This is a genomic window from Sphingomonas sp. (assembly GCF_013816785.1).
GTDB lineage: Bacteria > Pseudomonadota > Alphaproteobacteria > Sphingomonadales > Sphingomonadaceae > Sphingomicrobium.
Window position 1 is genome coordinate 1 of the sequence record NZ_JACDDV010000003.1, and the last position, 20,799, is coordinate 20,799.

Sequence of the window (20,799 nt, forward strand, 5' to 3'; positions counted from 1 at the left end):
GCCCAAGATATTCGAGCAGGCGCGGCAGGCGCGCACGAATACCGTTGATGTTGAACGTGACCAGCCTGGTCATCAGACCGAAAAGCTTGATCCGCAGCCACAGCCCGAGGCAGCGTTGGGATTGGTTACCTTGAACGCCGATCCGCCGAGATCCTCGACATAATCGACCTGGCTGCCATCAAGGAGGTCGAGGCTGACCGGGTCGACCACCAGCGTCACGCCTTCGGTCTGTGCCTGGGTGTCGTCCTCGGCGATTTCGCCCATTTCGAACTTATAGGAGAAGCCGGCGCAGCCGCCACCATCTACCGACAGCCGCAGGATCGCGGGCTTGCCTTGCCGGTCGGCGATGAAGGCGACGCGCTTGGCGGCGCTGGAGGTCAAGGAGATGGTGGTCACGTCCGCGATGTAGGGATGGCCGAGGATTGCTGCAAGCAAGCCGAGCCCCGGACTTGATCCGGGGTTAGCGCTTGGCAGCGACCGGGCCGCCCAGCGCGACCGCGTCCATCGAATGGGTGCCGGCCCCGTTTTTCTGCATGGCGACGATATAGTCGTTCGACTTCATGAATGGGATCGGGTTCACTGCACGGCCATCGATACGCACTTCGTAATGAAGGTGGCTGCCGGTCGAGCGGCCGGTCGAGCCCATGCGGCCGATCATCTGACCGCGGACGATATGCTGGCCGGCACTGACCAGGATCCCCGAAAGATGGCCGTAGCGGGTTTCGATACCGCGCCCATGGTCGAGCTTGATGAGGTTACCGTAGCCGCCATTGTTGTAACCGGCGTCGGTGACGATGCCGTCGGCGGTGGCATAGATCGCTGTCCCCATCGGCGCGGCGAGGTCGATCCCGGCATGTTTGGCGGCACCGCCACGGAACGGGTCCGAGCGGATGCCGTAGCCCGACGTGAACTCGGCGGTCCGGACCGGCTTTTCAGAAGGCACCGCGATCGCGTTGCTGGCCAGGTTGTCGAGCTTCTTCCAGCTGTTGAATAAAGATTTGAAAGTCGGGTCGGCCTGCGTCGCCGCATCGAACGGTCCGCCCTGCGCCAGCCGGCCCGAGGTCGGCAGCGTGTAGCCCAATTGCGCGATCATTTCGGGATCGATCTTCTGGCCCGAGGCCATCGCGGCGAGGATTTGCTGGCGCTGCTCAATCTGCTTGATCCGCTGCTCAGTGGCGGCGGCGAGGCGGGCGAAGTCGCCCGAAATGGAAATCGGCACCGAAATGGTCGGCGCCGGGGCAAGGAAAAGGCGGATGGTGGCGAACGCCGACCAGGCAAGGAGCAATAGCATCGCGACGAGCATCGCCATCTGGACCGGGGCCGATAGGCGCAGACGGCGCAAGTGGCTGCCGTCGTGGACGAACAGGTCCCGCGTCTGGAACAGCCTGGCTGCCGCGATGGTCGCTTGCCTCATGTTGCCTTACGCTCCTGCGAACTCGTCACCGCGCGGTTGCGCACTGCGAGAAAATCTTCAAATATTTGGAGCTCCCCAGCCCCGGACACGCCGACCACAGTGCCCACCGTCGTCGACAGGGAGAAACTGACCCGCAACGGTTAATCAATTCAACACCGGGTTCCCCACGAAGGGGTGAGCCGTCCGCCTCCCACGACGAACCGTTCAAAATCTTGCGTTAGGTTAGTCATTTAATCAGAAGTTTACGGCCAATTACCTCAGCGTCGTTCGAATCCTCGAAACGCCCCAGCGTGAATTCGACGGTTTCTCTTGCACCCTTTTCCCGCTAGAGCCTGCGACGGGCCACGCCGTCCCAACGCGGCGCGCGCTCTCTGAGAGGAGAGTTTATGGTTAAGCCGACTGGGCGCCCCGCGCGTCCCCATTTCTCGTCCGGACCTTGCGCTAAACCGCCTGGCTGGAGCCCCGATAAGCTCGACACCCGCGTGCTTGGCCGTTCGCATCGCAGCGCGCTGGGTAAGCAGCGACTCCAATATTGCATCGACCTGATGCGCGACAATCTGGGCCTTCCAGAGACGCATTGCATCGGCATCGTCCCCGGATCCGACACCGGCGCGTTCGAAATGGCAATGTGGACGATGCTCGGGCAGCGCGGAGTGACGACGCTCGCCTGGGAGAGTTTCGGCGAGGGCTGGGTGACCGACGCGGTCAAGCAATTGAAGCTCGACCCGATCGTGATCCGCGCCGATTATGGCCAGCTGCCCGACTTGTCGCAGGTCGACTGGTCGACCGACGTGCTGTTCACCTGGAACGGCACGACCAGCGGCGTCCGCGTCCCCGACGGCGAGTGGATCGCCACCGAACGCAAGGGGCTGAGCTTCGCCGATGCGACCAGCGCGGTGTTCGCCAATGATATCCCTTGGGACAAGGTCGATGTCGCCACCTTCAGCTGGCAAAAGGCATTGGGCGGCGAAGGCGGGCATGGCATGCTGATCCTCGGGCCGCGGGCGGTCGAGCGGCTGGAAAGCTTCACCCCGGACCGGCCGCTGCCCAAGCTGTTCCGAATGACCTCCCGCGGGAAGCTCAACGAGGGCATCTTTAGAGGCGAGACGATCAACACCCCGTCGATGCTGGCGGTCGAGGACGCGATCGTCGCGCTGGAATGGGCCAAGTCGGTCGGCGGTCTCACCGGCATGATCGCCCGCACCGAGGCCAACGCCGCCGCGCTCGGCCGCATCGTCGAGGAGCGCGACTGGCTGAACCACCTCGCCGGCAATCCCGCTAGCCGATCGAAAACGAGCGTCTGCCTGACCGTCGATGGCGCCGACGCCGATTTCATCAAGCGGTTCGTCAAGTTGCTGGAAAGCGAGGATGTCGCATACGACATCGCCAGTTACCGCGACGCCCCGCCAGGGCTGCGCATCTGGTGCGGCGCAACCGTCGACACCACCGATATCGAGGCTCTCGGGCCATGGCTAGACTGGGCCAGGGAGCAATGCCGATGACCGTTAAAGTCCTTATCTCCGACGCGATGGACCCCAAGGCCGCCGCGATTTTCCGTGAGCGCGGGATCGAGGTTGACGAGATAACCGGCAAGACGCCCGAAGAGTTGAAGGCGATCGTCGGCGGCTACGACGGCCTCGCCATCCGCTCGTCGACCAAGGTCACGCGCGACCTGCTCGACGCCGCTAGCAAGCTAAAGGTCGTCGGTCGCGCCGGTATCGGAGTCGACAATGTCGACATCCCCGCCGCCACCGCCCGCGGCGTGGTGGTCATGAACACCCCGTTCGGTAATTCGATCACCACCGCCGAGCATGCCATCGCGCTGATTTTCGCGCTCGCTCGCCAACTGCCCGAGGCCGATGCCTCGACCCAGGCCGGCAAATGGGAAAAGAACCGCTTCATGGGGGTCGAGGTGACCGGCAAGACGCTCGGGTTGATCGGCGCAGGCAACATCGGCTCGATCGTCGCTGCGCGCGCGCTGGGCCTCAAGATGAAAGTGGTCGCGTTCGACCCGTTCCTTACTCCCGAACGCGCGATCGACCTCGGCATCGAGAAGGCCGAACTGGACGAATTGCTGCGCCGCGCCGACTTCATCACGCTGCATACACCGCTCACTGATCAAACTCGCAACATTTTGTCGCGTGAAAATATTGCGAGGACCAAAACAGGCGTCCGAATCATTAATTGCGCCCGCGGCGGCCTGATCGACGAGGCGGCCTTGAAGGACGCGCTCGACAGCGGCCAAGTCGCCGGCGCCGCCCTCGATGTGTTCGAAACCGAGCCAGCAAAGGCCTCGCCATTGTTCGGCACGCCCAACTTCATCTCGACCCCCCACCTCGGAGCTTCGACCAGCGAGGCGCAGGTTAATGTCGCGATCCAGGTCGCCGAGCAGATGAGCGATTACTTGCTGCTCGGCGGCGTCACCAATGCGATCAACATGCCCAGCCTCAGCGCTGAGGAAGCGCCGCGCCTGCGTCCTTACATGGCACTGGCCGAAAAGCTCGGGAAGCTGGTCGGGCAGATTGTCGGCGAGGACGTCAGGTCGGTGGCGGTCGAGGTCGAAGGGGCGGCGGCGCAGCTCAACCAGAAGCCGATCACAGGCGCCGTGCTGGCCGGGCTGATGGGCACCTATTCACAGACCGTGAACATGGTGAACGCGCCGTTCCTGGCCAAGGAACGCGGCCTTGACGTGCGCGAGGTCCGGCACGACCGCGAGGGCGATTATCACACGCTGGTCGCGCTGGAAGTCGGCACAAGCTCGGGGACGCGCCGCGTCGCCGGCACGCTGTTCGGCAATTCCGGGCCGAGGCTGGTCGAGATGTTCGGGGTAGAGGTCGAGGCTGAGCTCGAGGGCGCGATGATCTACATCGTCAACAACGACGCCCCGGGGTTTATCGGCAAGCTTGGCACGGCGCTGGGCGAGGCAGGCATCAATATCGCCACCTTCAACCTCGGCCGCCGCGCCGCAGGCGGCGAGGCCGTCGCGCTAATTGCGGTCGACAGCGATGTGCCACACTCGGTGGTCGAGCAACTATGCGCGATCGACGGGGTTCGACGGGTCGTGCCGCTTACCTTTTAGGACAATCGCATGACCGACGACATGAAATTGGTTCTGAGCAAGGTTCCTGCCGTCACGCTCGGCTTCTGGATCATCAAGATCCTCGCCACCACGCTCGGCGAGACCGGCGGCGATAGCGTCAGCATGACATGGCTGGGCGAGACCACTCCCAACGCCCCCCAATCCTGGCTCGGCGGCTATTTGATCGGCACTTTCATCTTCGGCGCGCTGCTTGCGGTGCTGGTGTGGCTGCAGATAAGGGCGCGGCGGTTCCACCCGTTGCTCTATTGGGCGACGATCATTGCCTCGACGACCGCCGGCACTACCCTCGCCGATTTCGCCACGCGATCGCTCGGCATCGGCTATGCCGGCGGATCGCTGCTGCTGCTGTCGTGCGTGCTCATTTCACTGTTCACGTGGTACCGGACGATGGGCAGCGTCAGCGTCGACACGGTCAACACGCCGAAGGTCGAGCTGTTTTATTGGATCACCATCACCTTCTCGCAAACGCTGGGCACCGCGCTCGGCGACTGGGTCGCCGATTCCGGGCCGGGCTATTCGGGCGGCGCGTTGATCTTCGGCGCCGCGCTCGCGGTGTTGGCGCTGCTTTACTACGCGACCAGCATCAGCCGGGTGATGCTGTTCTGGGCGGCGTTCATCCTCACGCGGCCGCTCGGCGCGACGGTCGGCGATTATCTCGACAAGCCGGTCGCCAAGGGCGGGCTCGAGTTCAGCCGCCCGCTAGCCACCGCCGTCCTCGCGATCGTTATCCTCGCGCTGATCCTGCTACTGCCACAGCGCCCCGGCGAGCATCCGCGCGCCGAGGCCACCGCGTAGCTGGACGCCTCGCGCTCCAGTCAATAGGAGGCGCGCTGAACCGCGACCGGCCGCTTAGGGTTAAGGAATTTCGACTTGGGCAACGTCACCGTCATCGGGGCGCAGTGGGGCGACGAGGGCAAGGGCAAGATCGTCGACTGGCTCGCCAGTCGCGCCGACATGGTCGTCCGGTTCCAGGGCGGCCACAACGCCGGCCACACGCTGGTCGTCGGCGATCAGGTCTATAAGCTTTCGCTGCTCCCATCTGGGATCGTCCGCGGCACTCCCTCGGTGATCGGCAATGGCGTTGTGCTCGACCCGTGGGCGCTCAAGGCCGAAGTCGAGAAACTGTCTGCGCAAGGCATCGTCATCACCCCCGACGTGCTGATGATCGCCGAAACCTGCCCGTTGATCCTGCCGATCCACCGCGATCTCGACGCGCTACGCGAGGATGCTAGCGGCGCCGGCAAGATCGGCACTACCCGGCGCGGCATCGGCCCGGCCTATGAGGACAAGGTCGGCCGCCGCGCGATCCGTGTCTGCGACCTCGCCCATCTCGCCGACCTTGACCCGCTGCTCGACCGCCTGTGCGCCCACCACGACGCGCTGCGCGCCGGGTTCAACGAGCCGCCGGTCGACCGCGACCGCCTGCGCCGCGACTTGGAAGGTATCGCCGACTTCGTCCTGCAATTCGCCCGCCCGGTGTGGCGTGACCTCGACGAGGCGGCGAGAGCTGGCCGCCGTATCCTGTTCGAGGGTGCGCAGGGCGTGCTGCTCGACGTCGACCACGGTACTTACCCTTTCGTCACCTCGTCCAACACCGTTGCCGGGATGATCGGTCCGGGAAGCGGCATGGGGCCGTCGGCGGCGGGGTTCGTGCTCGGCATCGTCAAGGCCTATACGACGCGGGTCGGCAGCGGCCCGTTTCCGACTGAGCTCGACGACGAAACCGGCCAACGCCTCGGCGAGCGAGGACATGAGTTCGGCACGAACACCGGACGCAAAAGGCGTTGCGGCTGGTTCGACGCGGTGCTGGTGCGGCAATCGGCGGCGGTCAGCGGTATCACCGGGATCGCGCTGACCAAGATCGATGTGCTCGACGGGTTCGATACGGTCAAAATCTGCACCGGATATCGCATCGGCGACGCCACCTACGACTACCTCCCCGCCCACGCCGCCGACCAGGCCGCGGTCGAGCCGATCTACGAGGAAATGGTCGGCTGGAGCGACACGACGGCGGGCACGCGATCATGGGCCGACCTTCCCGCCCAGGCGATCAAATACGTCCGCCGCATCGAAGAACTGATCCGCTGCCCAGTCGCGCTGGTCAGCACCTCGCCGGAGCGGGACGATACCATCCTTGTCTCCGACCCCTTTGCCACGTGACTTGAGCGTCCGCTTTCGACCCATTGCGGACATTCGACAAGCGAGGATTCAGCGCTTCTGTAGAGTGACGGCCAGCCATGGTCCGGTGCCGGACTCATAGCCGCCGCCTTCATATTCGAGTAGCGATTTGAGATGCCAATCACCGGCGCTGTGATAAGCCTCCATGAGACCGTCGCGAGTTAGGTAATTGAAGTAGCGACCAGCGCTGTCTCGACCTTCCTGCTTGCCTGCCTTGTAACTGGCGCAATGAACCCCGTCGGTCTTTAGAGCGCGATGCACTAGCGAAATAACCTGAGGGAGCTCCGCGCGGGGGACATGCAGTAGGCTCGCGCTCGCCCAAACGGCATCATACTCCTCGTGAGCATCAAGCTCGTCAAAGCGCATCACGCGAACGGATCGGTCAAGGCGAGCTTGAGCAAGCTGTGCCATGGCGGGGACCGCATCCGTAGCCTCTACCTCGAACCCCGCAGCTAGCATCGCTCTTGCATCTCGCCCGGCGCCACAGCCCAGGTCGAGAATCCTTGCTCCAGTTGGAAGCAACTCAATGAAGCTATGGAGGTGCCGACTAACGCCGTCTGGTCCAGCAGCTGCGTAGTCCGGACAATACGATTGATAGAAACTGAGCGTGTCCGCGTCATACCTGGGCATGATTACCGGCTAGAGCATTGTGGCAATATCTGGAATGCCCGCTTTCTACCCAGATCGGGCTTCGCGAAAAACCCCTGTCCTACAACCTGGCAATCATGCCATCGCAGGGATGGCTCTTTCGCAATCGAATCCACGACCCGCGCGATCCGGAAAATCCCGGCCGGCGACAAGCGACGTGACCATGAACACGTGTGAACATTCGCCCTGAATACCCCTCCCGGGAAGGGAGGGGCCGGGGGTGGGTTGACCTCCTGCTTGTTCCCCGGCGAAGGCCGGGGTCCAGGGCGGTGCGCAGCAGCGCCTGTCGGCGCTCCTGGGCCCCTGCCTTCGCCGGGGTACTAGACCGTCGCTATATCGGGCGCGTCTTCGGCCTTCATTCCGACGACGTTGTAGCCCGCGTCTACGTGATGGATTTCGCCGGTGACGCCGCTCGCCAGATCGCTGCACAGATAGAGTCCCGCGCCGCCAACATCCTCGATCGTGACGTTCCGCCTCAACGGCGCATTATATTCGTTCCACTTCATGATGTAGCGGAAGTCGCCGATGCCGCTCGCCGCCAGCGTCTTGATCGGTCCGGCGCTGATCGCGTTGACGCGAATGCCCTCGGGGCCGAGGTCGGCGGCGAGATATTTGACGCTCGCTTCGAGCGCGGCCTTGGCGACACCCATGACATTGTAATGCGGGATGACCTTTTCCGCGCCATAATAGCTGAGCGTCAGCAGCGATCCGCCCGGCCTCATCATCGCCCGCGCGCGCTGCGCCACCGCGCAGAAGCTGTAGACCGAGATGTTCATCGTCATCAGGAAATTGTCGAGGCTGGTATCGACATAGCCGCCGCGCAGCTCGTTCTTGTCCGAAAAGCCGATCGCGTGGACGACGAAGTCGAGCCCGTCCCAGCGCGCCTTCAGCGCATTGAACGCGGCGTCGAGCCTGCCCATATCCGCCACATCGCAATCAATCAGCAGGTCGGAGCCGAGTTGTGCCGCGAGCGGACGAACCCGCTTTTCAATCGATTCGCCCTGGTAGGCAAATGCCAGCTTGGCACCGGCATTGCCGAGCGCCTGGGCGATGCCCCACGCCAGCGATCGATCATTGGCAAGGCCCATGATCAGCCCGCGCTTGCCCGTCATGATGCCGCTCATCGGCTATTCCCCCCCATCACTTCCTTGGGCACCACTTCGTCGGGAGCCGGCTCCTCGACCGTCAGTTCGTCGCTGTGTGGCCCCTCATATTGCTCCCCCTTTAGCGCCGTATCGCCGGCGTCGGCTAGGGCCGCGTTGAGTTCTGCCCCGGTGACTACTCCCAGCCCGATGACGAAGAAGAACAGCAGTACGACCATCACCCCGCCAAGGCTGCCGTAGGTCAGCTCATAGCCGCCGAACAGGCCGATGGTCGGCGGCAGCAGCTCGACGGTGATCATCCACCAGACGGTCACGAATAACGCGCCCGGCCATTTGCGGCACTGAAGATTACGGTAGCGCGAGGGGGTCAGCGCCAGGAATAAAATATAGAAGGTCGCGAACAATGTTAGGCCCGGGATAACTCGATAGAATCCCAGTTGATGGCCAAGTCCTTCTGAAAATGGCAGCCGTGCGACTACGAAATGTTGAGCGGAGGTGAGGAACAGGGTCACGCCGAACGCGATCAGCAGCAGGATGACGGCGGCAACGATACCCGCCATCGATCCGAGGCGATATTGCCAGAAGCTCGCCGAATATTTGACGCCATAGGCGCGGCGCAGGATGTCGCGGATCGTCTCGATGAAGCTCGCCGCGGTCCACAGTCCGACGATCGCGCCGAACCACAGTAAATTGCCCGAGCGGCCCTTGAGCACTTCGGCGATCGGCATAGCGAGCACATCGCGTACTTCCGGGGGAAGCCGGGCAAGTATGGTCACGACGGTCTGCTGCCCCTGCTCGCCGCTGCCGAGAAGGTGAGCGACCGCAGCGGCGAGGATCAGGAACGGGAACAGCGCCAGCAGCGCGAGATAGGCAAGGTTGCCGGCGTGGACGAAGCCGTCCTCATAAACCCCGAGTCCAACGCGTTTGAGCACAGTGAGCAGCGGCGGGCCTCGCCTCATCCGCCTGACGAAATCCGAGCCCCAGCGCGCATGCGCGCTTGCTAGCTGCTTGCGCCGCTCTTCGGGCGATTGGGGATGAATTTCTTCCACGTGAGTGAGCTAAACCCCCAGCGACGCGCGCGGGTTGCCTCCGCCGGCCCACTCGCCGACGAACCGTTCGAGCGCTTCGTCGCCCGCGGGCACGTCGACCGCCAGCTGGACGATCTGGTCGCCGCGCGTCCCGTCCCTGGCGGTAAAGCCGCGATTCTTAAGCCGTAGCAGCTTGCCCGAGCTCGAACCCTTGGGGATGGTCAGCATCACCGGGCCCTCGGGGGTCGGCACCCTGACCTTGGCTCCCTCGACCGCTTCCTTAAGCGTGATCGGCAGCGCCAGACGGATATTCTTACCCTCGCGACTGTAGAAACTATGCCCGCCAATTTCGATCGCGACGATTGCGTCGCCGCGTCCGCCGGGGCCTTCCTGACCTTGGCCCGCGAGCCTGATCTTGCTGCCATCCTCGACGCCATTGGGCAGTTTAAGGTTGATCGACCGCCCGCCCGACAGCGTCACCCGCTGCTCCTTCATCGTCGCCGCATCGACAAACGAGACTTTCAGGCGATAGGCGACGTCGGCGCCTTTTTGGGGCGGCCGGTTGCGCCCGAAGTTGCCGGTGCTGCCACGCCGCGGACCGCCCGCGCCACCGAACAGACCTTCGAACAGGTCGGACAGGTCGGCGGTGTCGGCGCCCTGAAACCCGCCGGGATAGCCTTCGAATCCACCGCCCGGCCGCGGGCCGCCGCCGCCGTTGCCGGTGAAGCCACCGCCGAACGGCATCCGTGGATTGCCGTCATCGTCGATTTCGCCGCGGTCGTAGCGCGCACGCTTGTCCTTGTCCGACAGAAGGTCATAGGCGCGGGTAACGCTCGCGAAACGCTCGGTCGACTTGGGATTATCCTTGTTGCGGTCGGGATGCAGCTGCTTGGCGAGACTGCGATAGGCCTTCTTGATCTCGGCCTCGCTCGCTCCCCGGCCGACGCCCAACTGCTGGTACAGGTCCATTCCATTCCCTTCGTCGCCCCGTTTCGGAGCCGCGTCTGCGTCCGTCAAGCTTCAACGGCTCTTTGCAGAACGTTAAGCCTCTGCCACGAAGAAGCGGGGGATATGAAGAGCACCGATCCGAATGCCAATCGCCGGCCGCTCAAATCGCGCTCGACCGGCTGGGCCGCTCTCGCCGCCAGGGGTGCGCTGGCGCTTGGCCTGAGCGCCAATCAGGTGAGCTTCCTCGGAATCATGGTGGCCGCTCTCGGCGCCTGGGCGATGGTCGCGGCGCCGGATCAGCCCCTCCTGTTCCTTGCCGCCGCCGCCGCGATCCAGTTGCGCCTGCTGGCCAACATGATCGACGGGATGGTCGCGCTCGAAGGCGGGCGCGGCGGGCCGACCGGAGCGATCTGGAACGAATTTCCCGACCGGATCGAAGACAGTTTGTTCCTCGTGGCCGCAGGCTATGCCGCCGAGATGCCATGGCTCGGCTGGCTGGCCGCGCTGCTCTCCGCGGTCTGCGCCTATGTACGACTGCTCGGCGGAACGCTCGACCGGCCACAGGACTTCGGCGGTCCGATGGCCAAGCCGCACCGCATGGCAGCGCTGACGATCGGATGCCTGATCGCCACTGCTTGGTTCGGTGGCCTGCAGCTTGCGCTCGGCCTCATCGCGGCCGGCACCGTCCTGACCATCGCTCTCCGCCTGATGCGTCTGTCGCGGGCGTTGCACACATGATCGGCGGTCTGATCGTCGGGCTGACCCGGGTGCTGGTCGGCGGCCAGGGCCTGTGGTTCGATTGCGCCCCGACCGATCGCCAGGCGATTTATTTCGCCAATCATTCCAGCCACCTCGACACAATCCTCATCTGGGCGACCATGCCGCCGGAGTTGCGCCGCCGCGTTCGCCCGGTCGCCGCCGCCGACTATTGGGGCAAGGGCCGCATTCAGCGCCACATTGCACTGAAGGTGCTCAATGCCGTGCTGATCGATCGTACGACCCGCTCAAGCAACCCCCTCGCCCCGCTCGAGGCGGCGCTCCACGCCGGTGACAGCTTGATCTTGTTTCCCGAGGGCACACGCGGCAATGGCGAATTGCCGGGCTCGTTCAAGCCGGGACTCTATCATCTGGCTAGGGCTTTTCCCGAGGTCGATCTCGTGCCCGTCTATCTCGACAATCTTCGCCGCGCCCTGCCCAAAGGCAGCCATCTTCCAGTGCCGCTCAACTGCGTCGCTCGCTTCGGGTGCGCGACGCGCCTCGGCGACGGCGAGGCCAAGGCTTCCTTCCTCGATCGCACTCGCGCCGCGGTGGTGAGCTTGGCATGAGCCTGCCTCCGCTCGAAAATATGCATTACCTCATCGGCGGCGTGATCGCGCTGCTCGGCCTCTCCTCCCTGATCGGCTGGGTGCTTGCGCGCCGGGTCACCAGCGACTCCGGCCGCGAGACGGTGCGCAACCTCAATGCGCGGATCAAGGCGTGGTGGGTGATGGTCGCGATCTTCGCCATCGCCTTCATCTTTGGCAAGGGCGTCACCATCCTGTTGTTCGCCACGGTCAGCTTCTATTGTCTGCGAGAATTCTACTCGCTGACCCCGACTGATCCCAGCGACCATCCGGCGATGGCCGTCGCCTTTTACCTGTTCCTGCCGTTGCAATATTGGCTGGTTTGGGCCGACTGGGTGACGATGCTGACCATCGCCATCCCGGTCTATGCGTTCCTCGCCCTGCCGGTGCTGTCGATCGTTAAGGGTGTCACCGCCGACTATCTGCAACGTGTCGCCAAGATTCAGTGGGGCCTGATGCTTGCGGTGTTTTGCATCAGCCACGCCCCGGCGCTGTTGATACTCGATCTCGGCGGGCCGAAGCCGGTCTATCTGCTGTTTTTCCTGGTCACCGTCGTCCAGCTGTCCGACGTCTTTCAATATATCGCCGGCAAGTTGGTCGGCCGCCGCAAAATGGCGCCGAACGTCAGCCCATCGAAGACCTGGGAGGGGCTGATCCTCGGCGGCCTTGCGGCGACCGGGGTCGGCGCGGGGCTATGGTGGATCACCCCGTTCAGTCCGTTGGAAGCGGCCGGAATGGCGCTCGCCATCGTCGTGGCGGGAGCATTGGGCGGGCTGGTCCTATCGGCGGTGAAGCGCTCGCTCGGCGCCAAGGATTGGGGCGTGATGATTCAGGGGCATGGCGGCGCGCTCGATCGAATGGATTCGGTGACCTTTGCCGCCCCATTGTTCTTCCACCTGACCAATTATTTCTTTGCCCGATGAGCATCGCGGCGCTGCTGCTTTTTATCCGCGCGCTCAGTCTGACCTTGCCACTGTGGCTGGTCGCGGGCTGGTCGGCGGCAGAGGCGGCGATCTTCTTCCTCGTCGCGGACATTCCGATCAGCTGGATCGCGGTGCGCAGCGGCACCCGCGCCGCGATTCTCGCGGCGATCGTCGCCGCCCTAGCCTCCGCAGCCGGCGCGCTGGCAATGTGGGTCTGGGCTCAGCACGACCCGAGCGGCGCGGCGGCGACCATGGCTGCGCTGCCCGGCATCGACGGCGGGCTGATCGGCGAAGCAGCCGACCGTTTGCACCACGGCCCGCACGCGGTCCTCGCCGGTTCGTTTACCGGCATTCCGTTCAAGCTGTTCGCCCTCGAAGCGGCCAGGGAAGGCAACTTCACCTTCCTCTTGCTCGCTCCCTTGCTTCGCCTGCCGCGCTTCCTTGCCGTCGCGCTTCTGTCGGGGACGGTATCGCGTTGGCTGTCGCGCCGGACGACGGGTCGCCAGCGCCTTGCCCTTCTCATATCCCTATGGACCGCCTTCTACGCCTGGTATTTCTCGGCGATGCCGCGCTGACCCTCGACAGTGCGGCCGCGACGCGGCAAAGCGCCAGCCATGGCCGACGATCCTTTCGCCTTGTTCGATGCCTGGCTTGGCGATGCGAAGGACAGCGAGCCCAATGACCCCGAAGCCATGGCGCTCGCGACGGCCGACGCCACGGGACGCCCCTCGGTGCGGATGGTGCTTCTGAAGGGCCATGGGCCGGACGGATTCTCGTTCCGCACCAACCTCGATAGCCGTAAGGGCGAGGAGTTGGCCGCCAATCCGAACGCTGCCTTGCTGTTTCACTGGAAAAGCCGGCGACGCCAAGTGCGCATTGAAGGTCCGGTGGGGCCGATCGACGACGATGAGGCTGACGAATATTTCGCCGGTCGCGGCCGCGATTCGCAGCTCGGCGCCTGGGCATCCGACCAATCGCGCCCGCTAGCCAGCCGGGCAATTTTCGAGGCGCAGTTCGAGGCGATGCAAGAGCGGTTCGTAGGAGGTGACGTGCCCCGCCCGCCGCGCTGGTCGGGGTTTAAGCTTTTTCCGATCCAGTTCGAATTTTGGTCGGACAGGCCGCACCGGCTGCATGAGCGACGGTTATTCACCCGCGACGGCGACGGCTGGCGCGAAGGATTGCTCTACCCGTGAGCGGCGGCCATCATCACGGACATTCCCATCACGGCCATTCCCACCCTGGCGACGAGCGCGCCCGGCTGACCAGCCGTGCCGCGCTGGCGAGCATTGCCACGGCGCTCTTCCTGGTCGCAATCAAAAGCTACGCAGCTTGGGACACCGGCTCGGTAGCGATGCTCGGCAGCCTTGCCGACACTGCGCTCGACCTGGTTGCCAGCCTCGTTACCCTGTTCGGCGTGAGCTGGGCGGCGATGCCCGCCGACGAGGACCATCGCTTCGGCCACGGCAAAGCCGAAGCGCTTGCCGCCCTGATCCAGGTCATCCTGATCGCGGTCTCGGCGATCGTCATCGCCTGGCGCGCGGTCGACCGCCTGATGCGCGGCGAAGTGACGCAAGGGCTCGAACTGGGGGTCGGCGTTTCGCTCGTTGCGATGGCGGTCACTATCGCCCTGCTCGCTTATCAGCGCACCGTCATTCGCAGGACCGGATCGGTCGCAATCCGGACCGACCATGTCCATTATCAATCTGACTTGCTCCTCAATTTGTCGGTGATCGTGTCGTTAACGCTCGACCAATTACTCGGCTGGCACCTCGCCGATCCTTTGCTTGGCCTGATCATCGCCGCCTGGCTGTTGTATGGTGCGTGGCGCGCCGCCAGCCATTCGGTCGATCAGCTGATGGACCGCGAATGGAATGAGGCGGAGCGCGCAGCCTTCCTATCGGCGACCCGTGATTACCCGGCGCTGTCGGGCCTCCACGACCTCCGTACCCGCTCATCCGGAGCGCACCGCTTCGTCCAGTTCCACGTCTGGGTGCCCGGCGACTGGACGGTGCGCGAAGCCCATGATCGGCTCGACGAATGCGAGGAATCGCTTCAGGCGCGGTTTCCGGGCACCGAGATCATCATTCACCTCGATCCGCAGGGCCATACCGACCGCGAAACGATGCTGCCTTCCAGCCTGACGGAAGCCAACCCATGACCACGCTCCCTTTCTTTTAGGTCGACGCCTTCGCCATCCGCTCGTCGCCGGATGCCAAGAACTGCTCACTCACCTTTGGCCATGCCTGGTTCGCGAAGAGCAATCCAGCGGCGAACAACACCGTGTCTTTAAGCAGAAATCCGCCCATGCCGGAAATCGCCGGGAAGCCACCCGCCGATTCCTCGAATACGCCGGGCATGACGAAGAACAGAGTCACTGTGATAAAAAAGGTGATCATCGCCAGCACCCCGCCGAAAAAACTCGCCAGTGCGCTGCGGAAACCAAGTAGCAGCAACACGCCCGCGCTAATCTCCATCACGCCCAGGAAGGCGGAGGCGCCCGCCTTGCCGAACGCTGGCAGTAGCCACGACAGCAGCGGATGGGCGGATATCAATGGCTCGACGCCGTCGGCCTCGAACGGAAAGAATTTCACGTAGCCGAAGGCCACAAAGACCAGCGCGAGCGCCAAACGCAACACTCCGTCGGACAGTCGGCGATCGGACATAGCAGTTCCTTTTTCGGTCAGCACTGCATCGAGTTCGCTACGACCTTGCAAAGGGTTACTCGAAGTTGGTGGTCTGCCGACGATCGAAGGCCGACATCAGCGGCGCCTATAGCGAGGGGCCGACGATCGGCGGGGCAATGCTGTGCAGCGCCAGCGTGAAGCGCAGAACGCTGTTGGCTGGGATGGGGCCGGTGGCTCGTTCGCCATAACCTAGCGCAGGCGGTATCCAGACCACCCACTCGTCGCCCGGCCGCATCAGCATGAGCGCTTCGGTAAAGCCCGGCACGAACTGGTCGACGCGTCCGGTCAGCGGTTTGCCGGCATCATAGCTGCTGTCGAACTTCTCGCCGGTCGTTAGCCGACCATCGTAGTCGAAGGTGACCGTGTCGTCCGCCGCGGGGCGCCGGCCGGACTTCAGACCCGACCGGACGACGAAATATTGCAGCCCGCTGGGCAAGGCGACGACATGCCTGGCGGCAGCGTTGCGGGTTAGGAAGTCGGATCCGGCGGCAGTCGCTGGCGGGGAAGGAACGGTCGAGCAGGCGCTCGTCGCGAGCAGCAGGCCGAGGGCGGCGATGTCGATGGCTTTCATGCCGCCCTGTTTAGCAAGGCCGCCGGATTTGCAAACTAGCGATGTGCGGGCTTTTCTAGGCGGCCCTTTCGAGCGCCGCCGCCTCGGTCTCGACGATCGTGCCACCTCCGAGCAGGCGCTCGCCATCGTAGAACACCGCCGACTGCCCCGGCGCAACGCCATATTCGGGCGAATCGAACGCAAGCCGCTCGCCGTCCCACAGTGCCGCAACCGGCCGTGCGAGACTCCTGACCTTGGTCTCGATCTCGCACTGGTCCTCGGCGAGCCAGTTGATGGCGTCGACGGTAGCCGCCCCGACCGCCAGCGCGCGGCGCGGCCCGACCACCAGCCGCCGCGTCGCAGGCTCGATCCGTACGACGTAAAGCGCCTCGGCCTGACCGCCAACGTCGATGCCGCGACGTTGGCCGATGGTGAAATGGACCACGCCCGCATGCTCGCCGAGCACGCCGCCCTCAAGATCGACGATCTCGCCAGGCGCCGCGGTTTCGGGCCGCAGCTTCTTGACCAGGCTAGCGTAATCCCCGTCGGGAACGAAGCAGATGTCTTGACTGTCGGGCTTGGCCGCGACGGTCAGCCCCGCCTCCCCGGCCAGCCGGCGCACCTCGCTCTTGGGGAGATCGCCCAACGGAAACCGAAGATAATCGAGCTGAGCGGCGGTCGTGCCGTAGAGGAAATAGCTCTGATCGCGCGCCGGATCGCGGCCCTTCCACAGCTCGACGCGGCCCGCTCGCACGATTCTCCGGACATAATGGCCGGTCGCCAGGCAATCGGCACCTAATTCGCGTGCAAAAGCGATCAGGTCGACGAACTTGACCCCCTGGTTGCACAGCGAACAGGGAACCGGCGTTCGACCGGCGGCATATTCATCGGCGAACCGGTCGATGACCCCGGTGCGAAACCTGCTTTCATAGTCGAGGACGTAATGCGCGATCCCCAGCCGATCGCAAACTGTCCTGGCGTCGTAAATGTCCTGGCCCGCGCAGCATGAGCCGGCGCGCTTCACCGCCTCGCCATAATCATAGAGTTGCAGGGTCACGCCGATTACTTCGGCGCCGGTCCGCGCGGCCAGCGCGGCGACCACGCTCGAATCGACGCCGCCCGACATGGCGACGACGATGCGGGTGGCGCTTGGCGCGCGATCAAGGTCGAATGATGCCGACATGGTGCGGGTCTTTACTCGAAATTCACCCTGTCCGGCTAGACATGTCCGACCGACAACGGGGTAAGGGACGCTAATTGTCACGATTTGAAGGCCGATTGACAGCGGCGGGCGACGTCCCGCTCGAGATGACCGAGTTGATGCAATTGCTGGTATCATCGGCTCCGGTCGACCAGCGCCACCGCGTCGACGCCATCGCCTGTTTGCTGTCCGTCAGCGAGGGGTGGAGGGAAGCAAAATCGTCGCTCGACGGCACGTTCGCGCCGGTCGCCGAAGAGACTGGGTTAAGGGGCGGCAAGGAATGATGAAGGGAAAAATTACCAGCCGCATTCAGAACTTTTCAACGGCCTTCGGTTAAATCCTGGCCACTGACAGCAGTTTAACGAGATTGAGGTTTATCGATGCTCGAGAATCAGAAAATTCGACCAGCACAGGTGATCGGACCGCTCGGCGAACCGCTGACGATCGACTCGCTGCCGCCGCCCGCCACCACCCGCTGGGTCGTGCGGCGCAAGGCGGAAGTCGTCGCGGCCGTCGCCGGCGGGCTGCTCAGCGTCGATGAAGCCTGTCAGCGCTACACGCTCAGCCTCGAGGAATTCACCAGTTGGCAGCGCGCCGTCGACCGGTCCGGCATGCCCGGCCTGCGCGTCACCCGGATTAAACATTATCGCGACCAGTACGAGCGTCAGCAGCGCTACTGATCGTCCTCCTCCGAAACATAAAAAAGAAGGGTCGGCTCCTTAGTGGGCGGACCCTTTTTCGATTTGTTTCGCATCCGCACTAGACATGGCGTTGCTTTGCCGGAACAACATGCGGGCATCACGCGTCTTTGATGCCAGAAGGCGCCTCGCATTCAATGGGGCGGCCTCGAACAGGAGGAACGCAATGACCTTGATCCTGATTATCATTGTCGGCGGCATTTTGGGCTGGCTCGCCAGCATCGTCATGCGCACCGACGGCCAGCAGGGAATTCTGCTCAACGTCGTCGTCGGTATCGTCGGCGCGGTTCTGGGTGGCCTGCTGCTGGCTCCGTTGCTTGGCGGCGGTTCGATCACAAGTGGTGATTTCTCGCTTCCCAACCTGCTGATCTCGCTGCTTGGCGCGATCATCCTGCTGGCGATCGTCAACCTCGTTCGCCGCGGCAACGTCCGCTAAGGCGCGACAGACGCGAATGAAATTGGGCCGCCCGGGATGACCGGGCGGCCCTTTTTATTGAAGTTCGAAGCTCATCGACAAAGTGACCTGGAGCTGTTGGGTGCCAGGTTCGATCTCGGTCTTCGCCGCCCGCGCGCTGACCATCATCGAGTCGCGCTCATAGGGCATCGGCGGCGGCACATAGGATCCGCTTTCGCTGACCGACAGCAGCCGAACGACCCGCTTCCCAAGCGCGCGCGCATAAAGCTCGGCGCGCGCCTGCCCGGCCGCGATCGCCTTCGCCCGCGCCGCGTCATAAGCCGCTTCGGGTTTATCGATCGTCAGGCTTGGCCCATTGATCTGGTTGGCTCCTTCGGCGACCAGGGCATCGAGAATCGCGCCGGTGCGCTTGAGGTCGCGGAATTTGACATTGACGCTGTTGCTTGCGCGATAGCCGGTCAGCGTCGGCGGCTGATTTTCTACGTAGCGATATTCGGGGTTGAGGTTGATCGACGAGGTCTGGATGTCCTTATCGGCGATACCCGCCCGTTTGAGCGCCGCGCGCACCCGCTCCATCCGAGTCGCATTCTCCTCGATCGCGCCGGTCGCGGTCGGCTTCAGCGTCTGAACCCCGGCCGAAATGATCGCGAGATCGGGCACTCGCGTCACTTCGCCGGTGGCGTTGATGTCGAGCCGCGTCCCGCTAAGCACGGGAATATTTGCCCCCGCCTGCGCCATCGCCGCCGCTGGCACCATCGCCGCGCCTAGCGCCAGCGCGGTCAAAATCCCTTTGCGCATTCTCACCTCCCATGGAAAAAAAGACCATCGCCCTGCGATCTGACGCAGCGGCGATGGCCCCTCAATGAACAACCGTAACGTGGCGATCAGCGGCGTCGAAGCACCAGCCGGTAAATCAGCAGAATCAGGAATGCGCCGACGATCGCGGCGACGAAACCGGCCGCTTCGCCCTGATCGTACCAGCCGACCATCTTGCCGAGAAATCCGGCGAGCAACGCGCCGGCAATACCCAGCAGCATCGTGATCAGGCAACCACCCGGATCCTTGCCCGGCATCAGAAATTTGGCGATCGCTCCGGCGAGCAGGCCGATCACGATCCAGCCGATTATTCCGTAACTTTCGATCATCCCACGTCGCTCCCTGTGCTATTGGTCAGGCGCCCGCCTTGAACCACGCTTGTTGCACCTTGGCAACAACGCGCGTCGGTGTAAGGGGTGCCGCCGTTCGTAGAAAATCGCTTTCCAAGACCATAGGCGAGGGTAGCAGTTGCGCCCGGTGACTTATTTACGTAATACAGCGGCGGCAGATAGGCTGCCAATGAGCATAGCAAAGTGGCGAAAAGATGCGGTATATGAACCGGGAAACGAAATTCGCGAACGCCGATACGCTGGTCGTGGTCGACCGCTCGGCGCGTCGGCGGACGATCATCATCGCCGCGATCGTTGTCGCGGTGCTGGCGATCGCAGCGTTCATGTATTTCGGTGGCAAGGACGATCCGGTCGCCGGGTCGGTAGCGGGCGCCAAGGGGCCAGGCGGCCGCGGCCAGATACCGACCGTCTCGGTGATCGTCCCGGGCCGCGGCTCGGTCTCGCGCGTCCTGACCGCCTCGGGCGCGCTGGCCGCGCTTCGCGACCAGCCAGTCGGCATCGCAGGCGAAGGCGGACTGGTCCGCGCCGTGACGGTCGACGCCGGCAGCTGGGTCCGCCAAGGCCAGGTGCTGGCTTCGATCGATCGATCGGTCCAGTCGCAAACAGCCGCCCAGCTCGCGGCGCAGGTCCAGGCGGCGCGCGCCGATGCCTCGCTCGCCCAGAATGAATTTGAACGCAGCCGGGCGCTGGTCGGGCGCGGTTTTGTCAGCAAGGCCGACCTCGACCGCAAGCGTGGTGCGCGCGATGCCGCCCAGGCCCGCGTCCACGTCGCCCAGGCGCAACTCGGCGCCACCCGCGCTCAGATCGGTCGGCTCGATATTCGCGCACCCACCAATGGCCTGATCTTGGCGCGCAGCATCGAGGTCGGTCAGATCGTCGGGCCGGGCGCCGGCGCTTTGTTCCGGCTAGCCAAGGGCGGCCTGATGGAGCTGCGGGCGCAAATGTCGCAACAGGATCTGGCATTCGTGCGCGGCGGCATGGCCGCGTCGGTCACGCCGATCGGATCGGATCGCAGCTTCTCTGGCTCGGTGCGCCTGGTCTCTCCGGTGATCGATCCGACCAGCCGCCAAGGCGAGGTGCGCATTTCTGTGCCTTACGACACGTCGATTCGTCCCGGCGGCTTCGCTGAAGCCAAGATTCAAGCTGGTGGAACAACCGCCCCGCTACTGCCCCAAAGCGCGGTGCTGAGCGACGAAAAGGGCAATTATGTCTACATCGTCAACCGCAAGAAAGAGGTCGAGCGCCGCCCTATCAAGATCGGCAATGTCGACGATCAGGGCGTGACCATCGCGGAGGGCCTGTCAGGCCAGGAAGCGGTGGTCCTGTCGGCCGGCCCGTTCCTCAACCCGGGGCAGAAAATCACGCCCAAACGGCAAGTTGCGCGATAGCGGAACTCGATT

General features: G+C 64.1%; 25 protein-coding genes. 14 read left to right on the plus strand and 11 right to left on the minus strand.

Annotated features, from left to right (window positions below; translation table 11 throughout):
* Positions 1-72: 72 nt before the first annotated feature.
* Positions 73-405: an iron-sulfur cluster insertion protein ErpA gene (gene erpA, locus H0W65_RS01230; RefSeq protein WP_294003150.1), complete on the minus strand. Its 333-nt coding sequence runs from the start codon at positions 403-405 to the stop codon at positions 73-75.
* A gap of 55 nt (positions 406-460) precedes the next feature.
* Complete coding sequence (locus H0W65_RS01235; RefSeq protein ID WP_294002987.1) at positions 461-1,414, minus strand: M23 family metallopeptidase; 954 nt, start codon at positions 1,412-1,414, stop codon at positions 461-463.
* A gap of 386 nt (positions 1,415-1,800) precedes the next feature.
* Here H0W65_RS01235 and H0W65_RS01240 point away from each other — a divergent pair, with 386 nt between their 5' ends.
* The 4 genes from H0W65_RS01240 to H0W65_RS01255 all read left to right on the plus strand — a co-directional run bounded on the left by H0W65_RS01240 (position 1,801) and on the right by H0W65_RS01255 (position 6,674).
* Positions 1,801-2,916: a phosphoserine transaminase gene (locus H0W65_RS01240; protein WP_294002989.1), complete on the plus strand. Its 1,116-nt coding sequence runs from the start codon at positions 1,801-1,803 to the stop codon at positions 2,914-2,916.
* Positions 2,907-4,493: a phosphoglycerate dehydrogenase gene (gene serA, locus H0W65_RS01245; RefSeq protein ID WP_294002991.1), complete on the plus strand. Its 1,587-nt coding sequence runs from the start codon at positions 2,907-2,909 to the stop codon at positions 4,491-4,493. The genes H0W65_RS01240 and serA overlap by 10 nt, the downstream gene beginning before the upstream one ends.
* 9 nt (positions 4,494-4,502) lie before the next feature.
* Entirely contained in the window at positions 4,503-5,309 is an 807-nt protein-coding gene (locus H0W65_RS01250; RefSeq protein ID WP_294002993.1) for a hypothetical protein, read from the plus strand.
* Positions 5,310-5,384: 75 nt separating this feature from the next.
* Positions 5,385-6,674: an adenylosuccinate synthase gene (locus H0W65_RS01255; protein ID WP_294002994.1), complete on the plus strand. Its 1,290-nt coding sequence runs from the start codon at positions 5,385-5,387 to the stop codon at positions 6,672-6,674.
* Positions 6,675-6,722: 48 nt separating this feature from the next.
* On the opposite strand, the gene H0W65_RS01260 is transcribed toward H0W65_RS01255, so the two are convergent.
* The 4 genes from H0W65_RS01260 to H0W65_RS01275 all read right to left on the minus strand — a co-directional run bounded on the left by H0W65_RS01260 (position 6,723) and on the right by H0W65_RS01275 (position 10,440).
* Positions 6,723-7,322, minus strand: a complete 600-nt coding sequence (locus tag H0W65_RS01260) for a bifunctional 2-polyprenyl-6-hydroxyphenol methylase/3-demethylubiquinol 3-O-methyltransferase UbiG (RefSeq protein WP_294002996.1) — start codon at positions 7,320-7,322, stop codon at positions 6,723-6,725.
* A 338-nt stretch (positions 7,323-7,660) separates the two neighbouring features.
* A complete protein-coding gene (gene fabI, locus H0W65_RS01265) occupies positions 7,661-8,464 on the minus strand; it encodes an enoyl-ACP reductase FabI (protein WP_294002998.1) in 804 nt (267 codons plus the stop codon).
* Positions 8,461-9,402 carry a YihY/virulence factor BrkB family protein gene (locus H0W65_RS01270; RefSeq protein WP_294003000.1) on the minus strand — a complete coding sequence of 314 codons (942 nt, stop codon included), beginning with the start codon at positions 9,400-9,402 and terminating at the stop codon, positions 8,461-8,463. Before H0W65_RS01270 ends, fabI begins: the two co-directional genes overlap by 4 nt.
* A gap of 99 nt (positions 9,403-9,501) precedes the next feature.
* Positions 9,502-10,440, minus strand: coding sequence for a DnaJ C-terminal domain-containing protein (locus H0W65_RS01275; protein ID WP_294003001.1), 939 nt, complete (start codon positions 10,438-10,440; stop codon positions 9,502-9,504).
* 102 nt (positions 10,441-10,542) lie between these two features.
* Here H0W65_RS01275 and H0W65_RS01280 point away from each other — a divergent pair, with 102 nt between their 5' ends.
* From H0W65_RS01280 to H0W65_RS01305, 6 genes are all read left to right on the plus strand, one after another.
* Complete coding sequence (locus H0W65_RS01280; protein WP_294003003.1) at positions 10,543-11,157, plus strand: CDP-alcohol phosphatidyltransferase family protein; 615 nt, start codon at positions 10,543-10,545, stop codon at positions 11,155-11,157.
* Entirely contained in the window at positions 11,154-11,744 is a 591-nt protein-coding gene (locus H0W65_RS01285) for a 1-acyl-sn-glycerol-3-phosphate acyltransferase (protein ID WP_294003005.1), read from the plus strand. Before H0W65_RS01280 ends, H0W65_RS01285 begins: the two co-directional genes overlap by 4 nt.
* Positions 11,741-12,685, plus strand: coding sequence for a phosphatidate cytidylyltransferase (locus H0W65_RS01290; RefSeq protein ID WP_294003007.1), 945 nt, complete (start codon positions 11,741-11,743; stop codon positions 12,683-12,685). Before H0W65_RS01285 ends, H0W65_RS01290 begins: the two co-directional genes overlap by 4 nt.
* Positions 12,682-13,260, plus strand: coding sequence for a hypothetical protein (locus H0W65_RS01295; RefSeq protein ID WP_294003009.1), 579 nt, complete (start codon positions 12,682-12,684; stop codon positions 13,258-13,260). Before H0W65_RS01290 ends, H0W65_RS01295 begins: the two co-directional genes overlap by 4 nt.
* A 39-nt stretch (positions 13,261-13,299) precedes the next feature.
* A complete protein-coding gene (gene pdxH, locus H0W65_RS01300; protein ID WP_294003011.1) occupies positions 13,300-13,878 on the plus strand; it encodes a pyridoxamine 5'-phosphate oxidase in 579 nt (192 codons plus the stop codon).
* Between the two features lie 65 nt (positions 13,879-13,943).
* Complete coding sequence (locus tag H0W65_RS01305) at positions 13,944-14,843, plus strand: cation diffusion facilitator family transporter (protein ID WP_294003152.1); 900 nt, start codon at positions 13,944-13,946, stop codon at positions 14,841-14,843.
* A gap of 16 nt (positions 14,844-14,859) precedes the next feature.
* On the opposite strand, the gene H0W65_RS01310 is transcribed toward H0W65_RS01305, so the two are convergent.
* From H0W65_RS01310 to mnmA, 3 genes are all read right to left on the minus strand, one after another.
* Positions 14,860-15,372 (minus strand): DUF417 family protein, encoded by a 513-nt coding sequence (locus tag H0W65_RS01310; RefSeq protein WP_294003013.1) that lies wholly within the window; start codon positions 15,370-15,372, stop codon positions 14,860-14,862.
* An 82-nt stretch (positions 15,373-15,454) separates the two neighbouring features.
* Entirely contained in the window at positions 15,455-15,940 is a 486-nt protein-coding gene (locus H0W65_RS01315) for an FKBP-type peptidyl-prolyl cis-trans isomerase (protein WP_294003015.1), read from the minus strand.
* A 55-nt stretch (positions 15,941-15,995) separates the two neighbouring features.
* Positions 15,996-17,102 carry a tRNA 2-thiouridine(34) synthase MnmA gene (gene mnmA / locus H0W65_RS01320; protein WP_294003017.1) on the minus strand — a complete coding sequence of 369 codons (1,107 nt, stop codon included), beginning with the start codon at positions 17,100-17,102 and terminating at the stop codon, positions 15,996-15,998.
* Between the two features lie 74 nt (positions 17,103-17,176).
* Between mnmA and H0W65_RS01325 the strand changes: the two genes are divergently transcribed.
* The 3 genes from H0W65_RS01325 to H0W65_RS01335 all read left to right on the plus strand — a co-directional run bounded on the left by H0W65_RS01325 (position 17,177) and on the right by H0W65_RS01335 (position 18,254).
* The gene (locus tag H0W65_RS01325) at positions 17,177-17,404 is read left to right on the plus strand and encodes a hypothetical protein (protein WP_294003019.1); all 228 of its coding nucleotides are present in this window, start codon (positions 17,177-17,179) and stop codon (positions 17,402-17,404) included.
* A gap of 96 nt (positions 17,405-17,500) precedes the next feature.
* Positions 17,501-17,800 (plus strand): DUF1153 domain-containing protein, encoded by a 300-nt coding sequence (locus H0W65_RS01330; RefSeq protein WP_294003021.1) that lies wholly within the window; start codon positions 17,501-17,503, stop codon positions 17,798-17,800.
* Between the two features lie 184 nt (positions 17,801-17,984).
* The gene (locus H0W65_RS01335; protein WP_294003023.1) at positions 17,985-18,254 is read left to right on the plus strand and encodes a GlsB/YeaQ/YmgE family stress response membrane protein; all 270 of its coding nucleotides are present in this window, start codon (positions 17,985-17,987) and stop codon (positions 18,252-18,254) included.
* A gap of 54 nt (positions 18,255-18,308) precedes the next feature.
* On the opposite strand, the gene H0W65_RS01340 is transcribed toward H0W65_RS01335, so the two are convergent.
* A complete protein-coding gene (locus tag H0W65_RS01340) occupies positions 18,309-19,031 on the minus strand; it encodes an SIMPL domain-containing protein (RefSeq protein WP_294003024.1) in 723 nt (240 codons plus the stop codon).
* 86 nt (positions 19,032-19,117) lie between these two features.
* Complete coding sequence (locus H0W65_RS01345; protein ID WP_294003025.1) at positions 19,118-19,378, minus strand: GlsB/YeaQ/YmgE family stress response membrane protein; 261 nt, start codon at positions 19,376-19,378, stop codon at positions 19,118-19,120.
* 224 nt (positions 19,379-19,602) lie between these two features.
* On the opposite strand from H0W65_RS01345, the gene H0W65_RS01350 reads away from it, so the two are divergent.
* Positions 19,603-20,787: an efflux RND transporter periplasmic adaptor subunit gene (locus tag H0W65_RS01350; RefSeq protein WP_294003026.1), complete on the plus strand. Its 1,185-nt coding sequence runs from the start codon at positions 19,603-19,605 to the stop codon at positions 20,785-20,787.
* Positions 20,788-20,799: the final 12 nt, after the last annotated feature.

Coding starts and splice junctions, on each gene's coding strand:
- H0W65_RS01290 (WP_294003007.1), top strand. CDS start 11,741: ATGAGCCTGCCTCCGCTCGAAAATATGCATTACCTCATCGGCGGCGTG.
- fabI (WP_294002998.1), bottom strand. CDS start 8,464: ATGAGCGGCATCATGACGGGCAAGCGCGGGCTGATCATGGGCCTTGCC.
- H0W65_RS01240 (WP_294002989.1), top strand. CDS start 1,801: ATGGTTAAGCCGACTGGGCGCCCCGCGCGTCCCCATTTCTCGTCCGGA.
- H0W65_RS01340 (WP_294003024.1), bottom strand. CDS start 19,031: ATGCGCAAAGGGATTTTGACCGCGCTGGCGCTAGGCGCGGCGATGGTG.
- H0W65_RS01345 (WP_294003025.1), bottom strand. CDS start 19,378: ATGATCGAAAGTTACGGAATAATCGGCTGGATCGTGATCGGCCTGCTC.
- H0W65_RS01250 (WP_294002993.1), top strand. CDS start 4,503: ATGACCGACGACATGAAATTGGTTCTGAGCAAGGTTCCTGCCGTCACG.
- H0W65_RS01330 (WP_294003021.1), top strand. CDS start 17,501: ATGCTCGAGAATCAGAAAATTCGACCAGCACAGGTGATCGGACCGCTC.
- H0W65_RS01295 (WP_294003009.1), top strand. CDS start 12,682: ATGAGCATCGCGGCGCTGCTGCTTTTTATCCGCGCGCTCAGTCTGACC.
- serA (WP_294002991.1), top strand. CDS start 2,907: ATGCCGATGACCGTTAAAGTCCTTATCTCCGACGCGATGGACCCCAAG.
- H0W65_RS01315 (WP_294003015.1), bottom strand. CDS start 15,940: ATGAAAGCCATCGACATCGCCGCCCTCGGCCTGCTGCTCGCGACGAGC.
- mnmA (WP_294003017.1), bottom strand. CDS start 17,102: ATGTCGGCATCATTCGACCTTGATCGCGCGCCAAGCGCCACCCGCATC.
- H0W65_RS01280 (WP_294003003.1), top strand. CDS start 10,543: ATGAAGAGCACCGATCCGAATGCCAATCGCCGGCCGCTCAAATCGCGC.
- H0W65_RS01285 (WP_294003005.1), top strand. CDS start 11,154: ATGATCGGCGGTCTGATCGTCGGGCTGACCCGGGTGCTGGTCGGCGGC.
- pdxH (WP_294003011.1), top strand. CDS start 13,300: ATGGCCGACGATCCTTTCGCCTTGTTCGATGCCTGGCTTGGCGATGCG.
- H0W65_RS01235 (WP_294002987.1), bottom strand. CDS start 1,414: ATGAGGCAAGCGACCATCGCGGCAGCCAGGCTGTTCCAGACGCGGGAC.
- H0W65_RS01260 (WP_294002996.1), bottom strand. CDS start 7,322: ATGCCCAGGTATGACGCGGACACGCTCAGTTTCTATCAATCGTATTGT.
- H0W65_RS01350 (WP_294003026.1), top strand. CDS start 19,603: ATGAACCGGGAAACGAAATTCGCGAACGCCGATACGCTGGTCGTGGTC.
- H0W65_RS01270 (WP_294003000.1), bottom strand. CDS start 9,402: ATGAGGCGAGGCCCGCCGCTGCTCACTGTGCTCAAACGCGTTGGACTC.
- H0W65_RS01275 (WP_294003001.1), bottom strand. CDS start 10,440: ATGGACCTGTACCAGCAGTTGGGCGTCGGCCGGGGAGCGAGCGAGGCC.
- H0W65_RS01335 (WP_294003023.1), top strand. CDS start 17,985: ATGACCTTGATCCTGATTATCATTGTCGGCGGCATTTTGGGCTGGCTC.